Origin of the sequence: Bacillus sp. RC240 (genome assembly GCF_044907945.1) — a bacterium.
GTDB classification, from domain to species: Bacteria; Bacillota; Bacilli; order Bacillales; family Bacillaceae_G; genus Bacillus_A; species Bacillus_A mycoides.
Genome location: NZ_JBIYCT010000004.1, coordinates 259,110 through 273,476 on the forward strand (window position 1 = coordinate 259,110; position 14,367 = coordinate 273,476).

Annotated in this window: 12 protein-coding genes and 1 riboswitch; of the genes, 8 read left to right on the top strand and 4 right to left on the bottom strand. The window is 33.7% G+C overall.

All coding sequences use genetic code 11. From position 1 onward, the window contains the following. Nucleotides 1-33 precede the first annotated feature (33 nt). Nucleotides 34-564: a GNAT family N-acetyltransferase gene (locus ABH955_RS16415; RefSeq protein WP_098270827.1), complete on the bottom strand. Its 531-nt coding sequence runs from the start codon at nt 562-564 to the stop codon at nt 34-36. A gap of 143 nt (nt 565-707) precedes the next feature. Here ABH955_RS16415 and ABH955_RS16420 point away from each other — a divergent pair, with 143 nt between their 5' ends. The 3 genes from ABH955_RS16420 to ABH955_RS16430 all read left to right on the top strand — a co-directional run bounded on the left by ABH955_RS16420 (nt 708) and on the right by ABH955_RS16430 (nt 3,406). Beyond that, entirely contained in the window at nt 708-1,406 is a 699-nt protein-coding gene (locus ABH955_RS16420; protein ID WP_404456337.1) for a response regulator transcription factor, read from the top strand. Beyond that, on the top strand, nt 1,396-2,463 hold the full coding sequence (locus tag ABH955_RS16425) for a sensor histidine kinase (RefSeq protein WP_404456340.1): 1,068 nt from the start codon (nt 1,396-1,398) through the stop codon (nt 2,461-2,463). The genes ABH955_RS16420 and ABH955_RS16425 overlap by 11 nt, the downstream gene beginning before the upstream one ends. 82 nt (nt 2,464-2,545) lie before the next feature. Further along, entirely contained in the window at nt 2,546-3,406 is an 861-nt protein-coding gene (locus ABH955_RS16430; protein WP_404491377.1) for a M23 family metallopeptidase, read from the top strand. A 59-nt stretch (nt 3,407-3,465) separates the two neighbouring features. Here the strand turns inward: ABH955_RS16430 and ABH955_RS16435 are convergent, their stop codons facing one another. Then, nucleotides 3,466-4,761 (bottom strand): Nramp family divalent metal transporter, encoded by a 1,296-nt coding sequence (locus ABH955_RS16435; RefSeq protein WP_113938125.1) that lies wholly within the window; start codon nt 4,759-4,761, stop codon nt 3,466-3,468. Nucleotides 4,762-5,254: 493 nt separating this feature from the next. Here ABH955_RS16435 and trhO point away from each other — a divergent pair, with 493 nt between their 5' ends. Further along, nucleotides 5,255-6,214: an oxygen-dependent tRNA uridine(34) hydroxylase TrhO gene (trhO, locus tag ABH955_RS16440; RefSeq protein ID WP_002086277.1), complete on the top strand. Its 960-nt coding sequence runs from the start codon at nt 5,255-5,257 to the stop codon at nt 6,212-6,214. Between the two features lie 48 nt (nt 6,215-6,262). Here the strand turns inward: trhO and ABH955_RS16445 are convergent, their stop codons facing one another. After that, nucleotides 6,263-7,738: a hypothetical protein gene (locus tag ABH955_RS16445; protein ID WP_012260743.1), complete on the bottom strand. Its 1,476-nt coding sequence runs from the start codon at nt 7,736-7,738 to the stop codon at nt 6,263-6,265. Between the two features lie 175 nt (nt 7,739-7,913). Between ABH955_RS16445 and panE the strand changes: the two genes are divergently transcribed. After that, the gene (panE, locus tag ABH955_RS16450; protein WP_002168643.1) at nt 7,914-8,846 is read left to right on the top strand and encodes a 2-dehydropantoate 2-reductase; all 933 of its coding nucleotides are present in this window, start codon (nt 7,914-7,916) and stop codon (nt 8,844-8,846) included. Nucleotides 8,847-8,908: 62 nt separating this feature from the next. On the opposite strand, the gene ABH955_RS16455 is transcribed toward panE, so the two are convergent. Next, complete coding sequence (locus ABH955_RS16455) at nt 8,909-9,037, bottom strand: hypothetical protein (protein ID WP_002086273.1); 129 nt, start codon at nt 9,035-9,037, stop codon at nt 8,909-8,911. 139 nt (nt 9,038-9,176) lie between these two features. Further along, a riboswitch (cyclic di-AMP (ydaO/yuaA leader) is annotated at nt 9,177-9,323 on the top strand. Between the two features lie 142 nt (nt 9,324-9,465). Between ABH955_RS16455 and ABH955_RS16460 the strand changes: the two genes are divergently transcribed. The 3 genes from ABH955_RS16460 (at nt 9,466) to nheB (ending at nt 14,303) form a co-directional block, all read left to right on the top strand. After that, the gene (locus ABH955_RS16460; protein ID WP_404456346.1) at nt 9,466-11,292 is read left to right on the top strand and encodes an APC family permease; all 1,827 of its coding nucleotides are present in this window, start codon (nt 9,466-9,468) and stop codon (nt 11,290-11,292) included. A 604-nt stretch (nt 11,293-11,896) separates the two neighbouring features. Further along, the gene (gene nheA, locus ABH955_RS16465) at nt 11,897-13,057 is read left to right on the top strand and encodes a non-hemolytic enterotoxin NHE subunit A (RefSeq protein ID WP_098763823.1); all 1,161 of its coding nucleotides are present in this window, start codon (nt 11,897-11,899) and stop codon (nt 13,055-13,057) included. 37 nt (nt 13,058-13,094) lie between these two features. After that, nucleotides 13,095-14,303: a non-hemolytic enterotoxin NHE subunit B gene (nheB, locus tag ABH955_RS16470; protein WP_404491378.1), complete on the top strand. Its 1,209-nt coding sequence runs from the start codon at nt 13,095-13,097 to the stop codon at nt 14,301-14,303. Nucleotides 14,304-14,367 lie beyond the last annotated feature (64 nt).

The following is a 14,367-nucleotide window of genomic DNA, read 5'->3' on the forward strand; positions in this document are numbered from 1 at the left end:
AAAAGTGAGGTTTCTTTTTTTGAATTATATCTATTAAACGGATTTTAATAAAGAATAAAAATTCGTATCATAGGGGATATCATCTTGATACATATAGTTTTTTAGAACCCCTTCTTTTTCAAAACCTAATTTTAATAGTACTTTATTGGAAGCCTCGTTTTCAAGAAATACAATTGCCCCGATACGTTTTAAATGGAGCGTATTGAAGCCGTAACCTATTATTTCAGAAACTGCCTCAGTAGCATATCCATTTCCCCAGTGTTCAGGCAAAAAGGCATAACTAATATTTGCTCGTTTATGTTCAGAAGACCAATCATGAAAACCAATTGTTCCAATGATTCCTTTCTTGTCTTTTATTTCGATGCCCCATTTAATACCGTGTCTTTCATTGTAACTCAACTTAAAATTGTTAAGGATTTGCTTTACTTGATCGAGATTTTGTAATGGTTTTTGGCCATAATGGCGCAGGACATCGGAATTAGAAAAGCAATCTAATATACTCGGTGCATCTTCTTCAGTAAGTTCTCTTAAAATAAGTCGCTCAGTTTTTAATATAGGAAACATGCCTTCACTCCTGTTCATATGAAACTAGAATGTATTTGTTATTGTATACTTTAATCTGAAAATAAAGATTATTCAAGGTGTAATGATGATTTTAATTTATGTTAAAATTGATTGTGGAATATATTTCAAAAAGAGGTTTAGATATGGAGAAAAACTCAATTTTAATTGTAGATGATGATCGAGATATTATTCGATTCATTAACGTAAATTTAGAGCAAGAAGGTTTTACTGTTTTTAGTGCTGACAACGGAGAAGAGGCGTTAGAGGTATTGAATAATAATGATGTTCAACTTGCTATCCTTGATGTTATGATGCCTCAAATGGATGGGATTGAATTGTGTAGAAGGATAAGAGAGAAATATAGTTTGCCAATTATGTTTTTAAGCGCTAAATCATCAGATGTAGATAAAGTAATTGGATTTAGCACTGGGGCAGATGATTATATTGTGAAGCCGTTTAGTACAATTGAATTTATAGCAAGAGTGAAGGCTCAATTAAGAAGGTATACATATTTTAATCAAAATGCTGTCCAAGTAATAGAAAAGAAAATAAACATTAGAGGTTTAGAAATAGATGAAGTGTCGAGAACAGTAATGTTATATGGAGAAACAATCAATCTTACGAAAACTGAATATGATATTTTGTACTTAATGGCCGCTACAAAGAATCGTGTGTTCACTATTGAAGAAATATATGAGAGCGTTTGGAAAGAAAGAGCCTATGAAAGTAATAATACAGTAATGGTTCATATTGCAAGATTAAGAAATAAAATTGAAGAGAATCCAAAAGAGCCGAAGTTTATTCAAAATGTTTGGGGAGTCGGATATAAAATTGAAGATTAAATCATTACAAGGCATTAGAGCTAAGTTTTTTATCGCATTCATATGTAGCATTTTGTTAGCAATTGTAAGTATAATAGCGTTTCAAATTGTAGTTGGAAATATATATAGTCATGTTACTGCATTAGAGGAAAAATATTCATTGTTATATTTAATAGCTTTTTTAACTTTTACTACAATATACTTTGCATTCATGACAAAAACAATGATGAAAAGATTATCTGAAATTAACAAGAATGTGAAGGAAATAAGTAGTGGTAATTTGGAAATACATATACCTATTTCAAAAAATGACGAGATTGGTGAATTAGCAGCGAATGTTAATAGGATGGCTAAAAGTTTAAAAGAGTCTATCGAAAATGAAAAAAAATCGCAGGAAACGAAAAATGAAATGATTAGCAATATTTCTCATGACTTACGAACACCTGTAACATCTCTAATCGGTTACGCGGACCTGTTAGGAAATCAGCTTCATTCAAATGGAGAAGAATGTGAACAGTATGTAAGTATATTAAAGCGAAAAAGTTATGAATTAAAAAATCAAGTAGATGACTTATTAGAATATTGTCAAATAAATTATAGAGAAATCGAATTACATAAAAGTGTAGTAAATATGAAAGCGTTCATTGAACAAATCATGATTGATTTTGTACCACTACTAGATGATGCCGATATGAGCTTTTGTATTAACGGTGATAAGGAGTTACATGTGGAAATGGATGTAGCGCTTATGGTGAGGCTGTTCGAAAATGTAATTAGTAATAGTATTATGTACGGGAAAGACGGAAAACAGATTTTGATTCAAATTTCTAAAAGAGACATGAATGTTGAAATAGAAATTAAAAATTTTGGACAATGCATTCCGAATGAGAACCTTCCTTACGTTTTTGAGAAGTTTTATCGTGGTGAAAAATCACGTAGCTCTCATACGGGTGGAAAAGGAATGGGACTTGCAATTGCGAGAAGTATAGCGGAACTTCATAAAGGAGATATCACTGTACGTAGTAACGATAAAGAAACGGTTTTCACTATCGTTTTACCGCGGTATAAAGAAATGTAAGAAAGTCGTAAGTATTTCTTTCATATGTCGTAATTTTTACTTCGTATCATGGGGAACAAAGATAGGAGAGTAGGGATACAGCATGTGGAAGAGATTTTTATTAGCGATTATAGTTGCTTTTTTAATTATAAGTTGGAGTTTAGTTTATTTAGGTAATGGCGTTACATCAGTCTTTGTGTGGTGGATTATACAGGCTTTTAGTGTAATTTCAGTTTGTCTCTTAATAGGCTCAGCAGTAATGTTTGTTTGGAAAGGCATTTTTAGAAAGCGGATAGATGGAACGCTACTATTAATAGTTCTGTTTTCTACCATTGGAGCTTGGCCCGTGGGGTGGTTCGCTAACATTGGGAGAATTGCATACCCAGTAGATGTACAGTCTATGAGTCCTAAAGTAGTCGTTCGTTTTCCTTTGAATGAACGAGCATTGATAGGTTGGGGCGGCGATAAATTAGAAATGAACTATCACGTTATAAAACCAAATGAACGATGGGCATACGATATTCTCATTCCACCTGCTGAAGTGAAAAGTAGTAAGTTAGAGGATTATGGAATATATGGAGCGAAAGTAATGGCACCAGCTTCTGGGACAGTTGTATCAATTAAAAATGATGAAATAGATTTAGTTCCGGGATCGGATGATTTTCAATCGATGGCGGGAAATCATATTTATTTACGACTGGATGAAACAGGTACATTTTTGTTTCTTGCCCATTTAAAGAAAGGATCAATTAAAGTGAGGGAAGGCGAACATGTAAATGAAGGAGAATTTCTTGCCCAAGTCGGTAACTCAGGAAGTTCAAGTGAGCCGCATTTACATATTCATCATCAAAGGCAGGATCCATCTAAGGTGAGCATATTTCTTTCGGAAGGATTACCACTTTATTTTCGAACTGAAAAAGGTGCGATAATGCCAGAAAGAGGGACATACATAAGTGGTAAGTAGAAGGAAATCATTTCATCCAAAAAGGGTATTCCAAATTAAATTTGGAATACCCTTTTTTATTAACCTACAAATGTTTGATACAGTAAGAAAATATTTAAAGCGATAATAAGTGCAGCGATTAACCACGCGATAAATGTTGTAATGCGATGGTTGACGAGTGCGCCCATAATCTTCTTATTACTTGTAAACATAATAAGTGGTACTAATGCAAAGGCAATACCGAACGATAAGACAACTTGACTCATAACGAGAGCGTAAGTTGGATTTACACCTAAAGCGATAATAACGAGAGGCGGAATCATTGTTATAAATCGGCGTAAGTATAACGGAATATGCATTCGAATGAATCCTTGCATAATAATATCACCAGACATCGTACCAACAGAAGAACTAGATAAACCTGCTGATAAAAGTCCAATTCCAAATAATGCAGCCGATACAGGACCGACTAAATTACTGAACTGGTTAAAAGCAACATCAAGGTCTTCAACGTGCAAGCCGTTTTTAAAGAATAGTGCAGCTGCTACAATTAACATACTTGCATTAATTGCTCCAGCGATAACCATTGCAATAATAATATCGATGAATTCGAAGCGGAAAATCTTTTTCTTTTGTTCATCATTTGTTCCGACTACACGGCGCTGCGTTAAGGCCGAATGTAAATATATCGCGTGCGGCATTACTGTCGCACCTAAAATTCCAGCTGCTAAAAGGATGCTATCTACACCTTGGAATTTTGGAGTGAAAAGTCCTGAGAGTAGAGGGCTTAATTCCGGTTTTGCGTAAAAGACTTGGATACCAAAAGCGATAACAACGATAAAAATCATACCTGTTATGATAGCTTCTAATGGACGAAAGCCTCTGCGTTGAAATTCAAGAATAATAAATGATCCAACTGCTGTAATTAAAGCAGCTGGTAACATCGGAATTCCAAATAGTAAGTATAAGCCAAGTGCTGCCCCGATAAATTCAGCTAAATCTGTAGCCATAATAACGAGTTCCCCTTGTATCCATAAACCGATGGAAACTGGTTTGGGGAAGTTTTCGCGAGCTACTTCAGGAAGATTTCTCCCAGTAGCGATTCCTAATTTAGCTGATAAAGTTTGAATTAATACAGCCATTAAATTAGAAGCGAGTATTACCCAAAGCAATAAATACCCATATTGTGATCCAGCTGCGATATTTGTAGCGAAGTTCCCAGGATCAATATAAGCAACTGATGCGATAAAAGCAGGTCCTAAGAATGGTAACAGTCTTTTAAAGCCTTTTGTTTGTCCACTTAACGCTAAATGGGCTGATTGAACTGTTGTACTTTGAGAAGGGACTTGTTTATCTTTTGTTATATCTTTATTCATAGTAGTATTCCCCTTTGAAATCTTAACTTGATTAAAGTTTCACTTTATTCTTATTCATTATTTCAATACATTTAGATATATGATGTGGCAATTTCATTTGAACATAAAAGTTTCCTTAATGCAAATTATATGACTGTGTGCAATGAATGGTGTGACGATGCAAAAATATTTTGGGAGTTTATGGTTGATGAATAAGGGAGAAGATAATAAATTATAGGGCTGTTTTTGAAATTTATGTGAACATACAGCCTATATTACATCATATTAATTGATGGAAATGAAATTGTATGATATATAATATATTGGGATTACAACCTAACCGTAGTGTTTTGTTCTGTAATCTTGTTTTTATTTTTGTTAACTTATAGAAAAAATTGTAAATAGAAGAAAATAGGCTAAGTACAATTTAGTATGTATTTTCTTATTATATATGTTTTGATATGAACGTTAACTTATACATGATTTTAAAATTTAGATAGGTGGTAGAAATACATTGGCAACTACAAAACCATATAGAGTATTACTGTATTACATGTACACAACAATTGAAAATCCAGAAGAATTTGCTGAACAGCATTTAGAATTTTGTAAATCACTTGAGTTAAAAGGAAGAATTCTTGTAGCGACAGAAGGAATTAACGGAACTTGTTCTGGAACTGTTGAGCAAACAGAAAAATACGTGGAAGCGATGAATAATGATCCACGTTTTGCTGGAATCGTGTTTAAAATTGATGAGGCGGATGAACATGCATTCAAGAAAATGCACGTACGTCCTCGTTCAGAGTTAGTTACACTTCGTCTAGAAGACGACATTAACCCGAAAGAAATTACTGGGAAGTATTTAGAACCAAAAGATTTTTATGAGGCAATGAAACAAGAAGATACAGTTATTATTGATGCAAGAAATGATTATGAATTTGATTTAGGACACTTTAAAGGTGCAATTAAACCAGATATTGAATCATTCCGTGAATTACCAGATTGGATTAGAGAAAATAAAGAAACACTTGAAGGTAAAAAGATTTTAACGTACTGTACAGGGGGAATTCGTTGTGAGAAATTCTCAGGTTGGTTAGTTCGCGAAGGTTATGAAGATGTAAGCCAGCTTCATGGCGGAATTGTAACGTACGGAAAAGATCCAGAAGTACAAGGTGAACTTTGGGATGGTCAATGTTACGTATTTGATGAGCGTATCGCTGTACCAGTAAACCAAAAAGAGCACGTTATCGTAGGTAAAGATCATTTTACAGGTGAACCTTGTGAGCGCTATGTAAACTGTGCAAACCCTGAATGTAACAAGAAAATTTTATGTTCTGAAGAAAGTGAAGCAAAACATTTACGTGCATGTTCTCATGAATGTCGTGTACACCCACGTAATCGTTATATCGTGCAACACGAATTAACTGAAGAGCAAGTAGCTGCTACATTAGAAAAAATCGAAGCAGGTAAGTAAGCATAATAGAAAACAGATGGTAGCATCGTGCTGCCATCTGTTTTTTAGTTACTTTGTACTATCCTTCTCTTTCACAGCAGAAAGTACAGTTTGTTTTACCCATGCTTTTCTTCGTTTATGTTGTACACTCCATTGGTATAAACTTTGTATACCTAAAATAAGTGAAATGACTATGCCACTAATCGCTATTAATAGAGCAAAAAATTCAAAAGGCGATGATATTTTGTTTGAATCGGTGTTTCTTAAAAGATCAATCATAGTAAACCCTAACATTTGGCCTACAACAGAGTAGAGCGTTAAAATTAATAATAAGAGGCTATCTTTTTTTGAAGCAACATTTTCTTGATATTTAAATAAACTATCTAGATTTTGTTTCGCGTTCGTGTACAGTACTTCAATGTTAAAAAGTTTTCTTAGACGAAAGAAAATATCTTCACTTTGTGATTGGGATACTAATTCTAAAGAAAAATAATTAGCTGTAAACGAATTTATTGAATAAATTAATTTCTCTATTTCATTTGTATCTTGTTCAATATTTAACTCGGCATAAGCGTTTGCCATCTTTAATAAAACAACTTTATGAAATAAATTTAATAATAAAGCGTAATAAAACTCCCCGTACATTTGACTAGCAAGTTTAGTGACTGCTTGTTCACCTTCATTTGTAATACATGTGAAAATATGTTCTTCCATAATAAAGTAACGGTTAGGAGCCCATCTTTGATAAGAATGTTTTGTTAAATAATCGTGAATATAAGGAACATTATTTGCACTAATATATGGCTTACCATCATCTGATAATCCGGAAAGACTGGAAGCTCGATATACATCGATTATATGAAGGTCTGACTCTTTGTTTATGGATAATAGAGTTTGTACATACATTCGCTGGTCTTCAAAGAAAGGGAATGTTTGAAAGTAAGAACTCCGCAATCTCTTGTTCTCAAAGAAGTCTGTTAAACCATGAAATAAATCACCGAATATAAGTTTTTCTACTTGTGAATATTTTTTTCCATCACATTCAATACAAATAGTCTCAGTCGTATCACTTTTAGTTTCAAGTACACGGAAGCGAGCCGCGAATTCAATCGCTTCTGATAATGTCATGTTAGGAGCGGTTTTTATTTCTGTCCGAATTGTTAAGAACCCAAGCTCATAAGGACAAAGTGTTACATCAATAGAATGTATCTTGAATGGAACGGAAATAAGGTTAGTTGTTAAATGTCCATTTAAATTAAGGTCTTTAGAATAGCGCTGTAATCCTTTTTGATGTTCTGAATGAGGAAAGAGAATTTTATTTGTAAAGGAAAGATAGTATGCTTCCATATTTTGATGTGAAACTTGAAATTTCCCATAATATGTATTTTCATCTTCAAGATGATCGAGTCGAAAAGGTCGAAAATCATTTTTTTGTAAGAAAGGGAACATATTTTGTTCATATCCAGTTTTAAACGAAAACGGGAATATAAATTGAAATATAGCTGTTGTTACATCTTTTTCCTCGATTGTTTGTATTGCCTCCATTTACATTGTTTCCTTTCCGTATAAGCTATAGAAACAACATGCCCAATTTTTCTTGAAAATAACCTCTCTTGTTCATTAGACTAAGAATGAAAATTCAGCTTATTTAACAAAGGACATGTATAATGTTATGTATACTAAAATTAGTATAATTGTGTTAGAAAAAGGGGGATGTTGTATGCGTATTTTAGTATTAGGAGCTGGGGGCGTTGGCGGATTTTTCGGTGGCCGATTAGTAGAAAAGGGAGAAGATGTTACATTTCTCGTTCGCAGCAAAAGAAAACAGCAATTAGAAGAAAAAGGCCTTGTTATTCGTAGTGTTAATGGAGATTTTTCATTTCAACCGAAATTGGTAACGAAAGAAGATAGAACGACTCCATTTGATGTGATTTTATTTTCAACAAAAGCGTATCATTTACACGAGGCGACCATAGATTTAAAGCCGTTTGTAGGTAAAAATACTGTAATAATCCCATTGTTAAATGGTATCGCTCATTTATCACTATTACAAAAGGAATTCGGTGAAGAGAAAGTAATTGGCGGTCTATGCTTTATCGAGACGACATTAAACGATCAGGGAGAAATTGTACAAACGAGTGCTGCCAACAGACTTGTATTTGGGGAAATTAAGCCTCAAGATTCAGAGAGAATAAAGCTTATTTCTAAAACATTTGCAGATACAAAAGCTAGTTTTGTTTTAAGTGAAAATATTGTGCAAGATATGTGGCATAAATATTTATTTATCACCGTAATGTCAGGTGTGACAACATTAATGCGTGCGCCGATAGGACCGATTCGTGAGAGTGATGGAGGCCGAGAATTTATTAGGAACTTATTTGAAGAATCAGTGCAAATCATGAAATCTATGGGGGCTCCAGTTAAGGAGAATATCGCCCAGGAACATATGAAAACGATTGATAAAATTTCGTATGATATGAAGTCATCGATGCAACGGGATATGGAAAAAGGTTCGCTCATTGAAGGGAAGCATTTACAAGGATACTTATTGAAATTAGCAGAGGAAATGTCTATAGATGTGCCTTTATTAAGTGTTGTGTATCAAAATTTAAAGGTATATGAAAAAATGATTTTTACTAAAGAAATGGTATGAAAAACAGTAAAGGATAGCAAAATATAAATGTTGCTATCCTTTTTTTGTTTCTTTTTGACAATTTATTCGTTTCTTTTCGGTTTATCTGTCGTATTTCGTTCTCTTTCACGTTTACCATATAGCTGATTAATTTCATTTGCTACAGCATCTAAATAGGAATCGGAAAAAAGTGGCTTCTTTTCTTTAGACATACGGGTCTCCTTTGTGGATTTTTAGTATTCATTATGTATATTTTTCGGTGGATTATGCGCAATCGTTTTAATTTTTTTCTTTTTTAAAATTTTTGTTTACTTTTTGAAAATAAAGGAGTATTATAATCCACAGTTTCAATTTTCTAAATCGCTGAAGCCGCATGGTGCGGGGGACCCGTTCTTATGGATTAGTACATAATCCAATGGGGTGAATCCTTGAAAAAGGTAGGGCTACTCATAGGCCCGAATCCGACAGCTAACCTCGTAAGCGTTATATTGAGAAGGAAGGTGGAGCTTGTGCGACAAAAAAAATAATGTCTACAAGTCTATTTCGTTATGGCTTGTAGACATTTTTGTTTTCTGAAGAAATAGTTTATCGCTGTAACTAGCAGAATCGTTCGTACAAAATTATTGGAGAGTGGACAGCATTGGTTTCATCTATTAAAAGATTTTTAATTGGAAGACCGTTAAAATCAACTGAGTTAGGAGAGCAAAAACTTAATAAAACGAAAGCGCTAGCCATTTTATCTTCTGACGCATTGTCATCGGTCGCATACGGACCAGAGCAAATATTAATTGCACTAGCAGGTCTTGGAGCAATAGCTTATTGGTATTCCATTCCGATAGCTGTTGGGGTATTAGTATTATTGACAGCTCTTATTTTATCTTATCGACAAATTATTTTTGCTTACCCTCATGGCGGCGGAGCATATGTTGTATCAAAAGAAAATTTAGGGATGAATCCGGGATTAATAGCTGGAGGATCTTTATTAGTCGATTACATTTTAACTGTTGCAGTAAGTGTGTCCGCAGGTACAGATGCGCTCACATCAGCTTTTCCTAGTTTACATGCACATAATGTAATCATTGCGATTATATTTGTCATATTGATTACCATCTTAAATTTAAGAGGCGTAACGGAATCAGCTTCCGTTTTAGCATATCCGGTTTATTTATTCGTTGTAGCATTATTTATATTAATTGGTGTAGGAATATATAATATTTTGACTGGTCACGTTTCACCCACGCTGCATTCGCCAATTGGAACACCAGTTGCGGGAATTAGTTTGTTCTTACTGTTACGAGCATTTGCTTCAGGAAGCTCTGCTTTAACGGGTGTTGAGGCGATATCTAACGCAATTCCAAACTTTAAAGATCCTGGACCTAACAATGCAGCGAAAACATTGCTTGCAATGGGTGCATTACTTGCAGTTTTATTTTCAGGAATTGTCTTTTTAGCTTATTATTACGGGATTAATCCAAGTAAGGAAGTAACAGTCGTTTCACAAATTGCTGAACAAACTTTTGGACGTAATTTCATGTACTATTTCATACAAGGTACAACAGCTTTAATATTAATTCTTGCTGCTAATACAGGTTATTCTGCATTTCCGCTATTAGCAGTTAACCTTGCGAAAGATAAGTTTATACCGAGAATGTTTACGATTAGAGGAGACCGCTTAGGTTACTCAAACGGTATTATTATACTTGGAATCGCTTCGATTATTTTAATTGTAGCTTTCCAAGGGCAAACAGAACATTTAATCCCGTTATATGCAGTAGGTGTATTTATTCCATTTACACTTTCTCAAACTGGGATGGTATTAAAATGGCTTCGTGAAAAACCTGAAGGATGGGCTTTGAGATTAACGGTCAATTTAATTGGTGCAGTCATTAGTTTTATCGTAATGAGTATGTTCTTTTTAACTAAATTCGCACAAGTTTGGTCGATCCTTATTTTCTTACCTGCCATTATCTTCTTGTTCCATCGAATTAAGAAGCATTATGATGCAGTGGGGGATCAATTAAGTTTAAAAACTTGTGAACCACTTGTTCCGATCGAAGGGAATGTAATTGTCGTTCCTGTAGCAGGTATGACTCATGTAGTAGAAAATTCACTGAACTATGCTAAAGCTCTTTCTGCAGATCAAGTTATCGCTGTGTATGTTGCTTTTGACAGAGAAGAGGAAAAGAAATTTGAAGAGAAATGGGAGAAGTGGCAACCTGAAGTAAGGCTTGTTACATTACATTCTCATTATAGAAGTATCATTCAGCCGTTAACAAAGTTCATTGATACAGTGCAATATAAAGCGAGTGAATCAAATTACCGTGTTACAGTCGTTATACCACAGTTTATTCCGAAAAAAGGCTGGCATAACATTCTTCATAATCAATCTAGTTTACTCATTCGTGCGTATTTACTCTATAAAAGAAATGTTGTTATTACGACAGTTCCATATCATTTGAAAAAGTAATAAGATTTTTTAAGGATAGCTTCACGAAAGTGAAGCTATCCTTTTTGTGTATATGCTATGCATAATTGCATATAGGCCTTAAAATTATATTGATATAATATTATCACTTATGAGTAAATAGTGTTTTTTGTTGTGATATATGGATATTTTAATTGAGAAAGTTAATCGGATTTTATTTTGGAATAAAGACATGAGTGCTTGAAAATAAAGGGAATTAAAATACTTCTTTACGGTAGATAAATAGCTGTGTTTAAATGACCTTACAGTACAAAACTTAAATAAAAACAAAACGGAATTTCATATTTACGTACGTTATTTAGCTTAAAATGAATAATATTTTCATGTAATATATTCACTGTGTGAATGTGGAAATTACGATGAACCAGAAATTTTATACAATATTATTCATACTAAGCACATATGAAAAGTCATGTAATGTTTTATAACAATAAGTAAGTACTGTAGAAATAAAGTTTGAGAGAGGTGGTTCGTACATGACTCACGGTGAGAACGTTCTCTATTTTTAACCATCTCAAATCATTTGCAAGAAAATAGAATACTAAAATGCGATAGTAATAGTTGCTAATACATAGGAGGAGTTAAAGTGAAAAAGACTTTAATTACAGGGTTATTGGTTACAGCAGTATCTACGAGTTGCTTCGTTCCTGTAAGCGCTTACGCTAAGGAGGGGCAAACAGAAGTGAAAACAGTATATGCGCAAAATGTAATTGCTCCAAATACATTATCAAATTCAATTAGAATGTTAGGATCACAGTCACCACTTATCCAAGCATACGGATTAGTTATTTTACAACAACCAGACATTAAGGTAAACGCTATGAGTAGTTTAACGAATCATCAAAAATTTGCAAAAGCGAATGTACGAGAGTGGATTGATGAATATAATCCAAAGCTAATCGACTTAAATCAAGAAATGATGAGATACAGCACAAGATTTAATAGCTATTATAGTAAGCTCTATGAACTAGCAGGAAAAGTAAATGAAGATGAACAGGCAAAAGCAGATTTTACAAACGCATATGGAAAATTACAATTGCAAGTCCAAAGCATTCAAGAGAGTATGGAGCAAGATTTATTAGAGTTAAATCGATTTAAAACGGTATTAGACAAAGATAGTAACAACTTATCAATTAAAGCTGATGAAGCAATAAAAACACTGCAAGGGTCAAGTGGAGATATTGTGAAATTAAGAGAAGACATAAAAAGAATTCAAGGGGAAATTCAAGCTGAACTAACTACTATTTTGAATAGACCACAAGAAATTATTAAAGGTTCTATTAATATCGGTAAACAAGTATTTACAATTACAAATCAAACTGCACAAACGAAAACAATCGACTTTGTTTCTATCGGTACTTTAAGTAATGAAATTGTAAATGCTGCAGATAGTCAAACGAGGGAAGCAGCTCTTCGTATTCAACAAAAGCAAAAAGAGTTATTACCGCTTATTCAGAAGTTATCACAAACTGAATTAGAGGCGACTCAAATTACATTTGTTGAAGATCAAGTAAGTAGCTTTACAGAACTAATTGATCGCCAAATTACAACTTTAGAAACGTTATTAACGGATTGGAAAGTTTTAAATAATAATATGATCCAAATTCAAACAAATATTGAAGAAGGCACGTATACAGACAGTAGTTTACTTCAAAAACATTTCAATCAACTTAAAAAAGTAAGTGATGAAATGAATAAGCAAACAAATCAATTTGAAGATTACGTTACAAACGTTGAAGTACATTAAACAGAAAAATAATTAGCGATATAGGGAGAGAAGAAAAATGACAAAAAAACCTTATAAAGTAATGGCTCTATCAGCACTTATGGCAGTATTTGCAGCAGGGAATATTATGCCGGCCCATACGTATGCAGCTGAAAGTACAGTGAAACAAGCTCCAGTTCATGTTGTAGCAAAAGCTTATAATGACTACGAAGAATATTCATTAGGACCAGAAGGCCTGAAAGATGCAATGGAAAGAACAGGTTCAAACGCTTTAGTAATGGATCTGTACGCTTTAACAATTATTAAACAAGGTAATGTTAACTTTGGTAATGTATCGTCAGTTGATGCAGCTTTAAAAGGTAAAGTGATTCAGCATCAAGATACAGCTAGAGGGAATGCACAACAATGGCTAGATGTATTGAAGCCACAGCTTATTTCAACAAATCAAAATATCATTAATTACAATACGAAATTCCAAAACTATTATGATACTTTAGTTGCTGCGGTTGATGCAAAGGATAAAGCAACTCTTACGAAAGGTCTAACTAGATTATCAAGTAGTATTACTGAAAATAAAGCGCAAGTAGATAAGTTAGTAGAAGACTTAAAGAAATTCCGAAATAAAATGACGTCGGATACGCAAAATTTCAAGGGAGATGCAAATCAAATTACATCTATCTTGGCTAGTCAAGATGCTGGAATTCCGCTTCTGCAAAATCAAATTACAACGTATAATGAAGCAATTAGTAAATATAATGCAATTATTATCGGTTCATCTGTTGCGACAGCTTTAGGCCCAATTGCAATTATCGGTGGTGCGGTTGTAATTGCTACGGGAGCAGGAACTCCGCTAGGAATCGCATTAATTGCAGGTGGAACAGCAGCAGTAGGTGGTGGTACTGCAGGAATCGTCTTAGCGAAGAAAGAGCTTGATAATGCACAGGCAGAAATTCAAAAGATAACAGGACAAGTTACAACTGCGCAATTAGAAGTGGCAGGACTAACGAACATTAAAACACAAACTGAATATTTAACAAACACAATTGATACAGCAATTACAGCGTTGCAAAACATTTCAAATCAATGGTACACAATGGGATCAAAATACAATTCTTTACTTCAAAATGTAGATTCAATTAGTCCAAATGACCTTGTTTTCATTAAAGAAGATTTAAACATTGCGAAAGATAGCTGGAAGAACATTAAAGACTATGCAGAAAAAATCTATGCTGAAGATATTAAAGTAGTAGATACGAAAAAAGCATAATCGAATACGAATCGTTAGAGCGTTAAGTATTGATGAATGAGTTGAAGCTCCTGTTCAGTTGTGA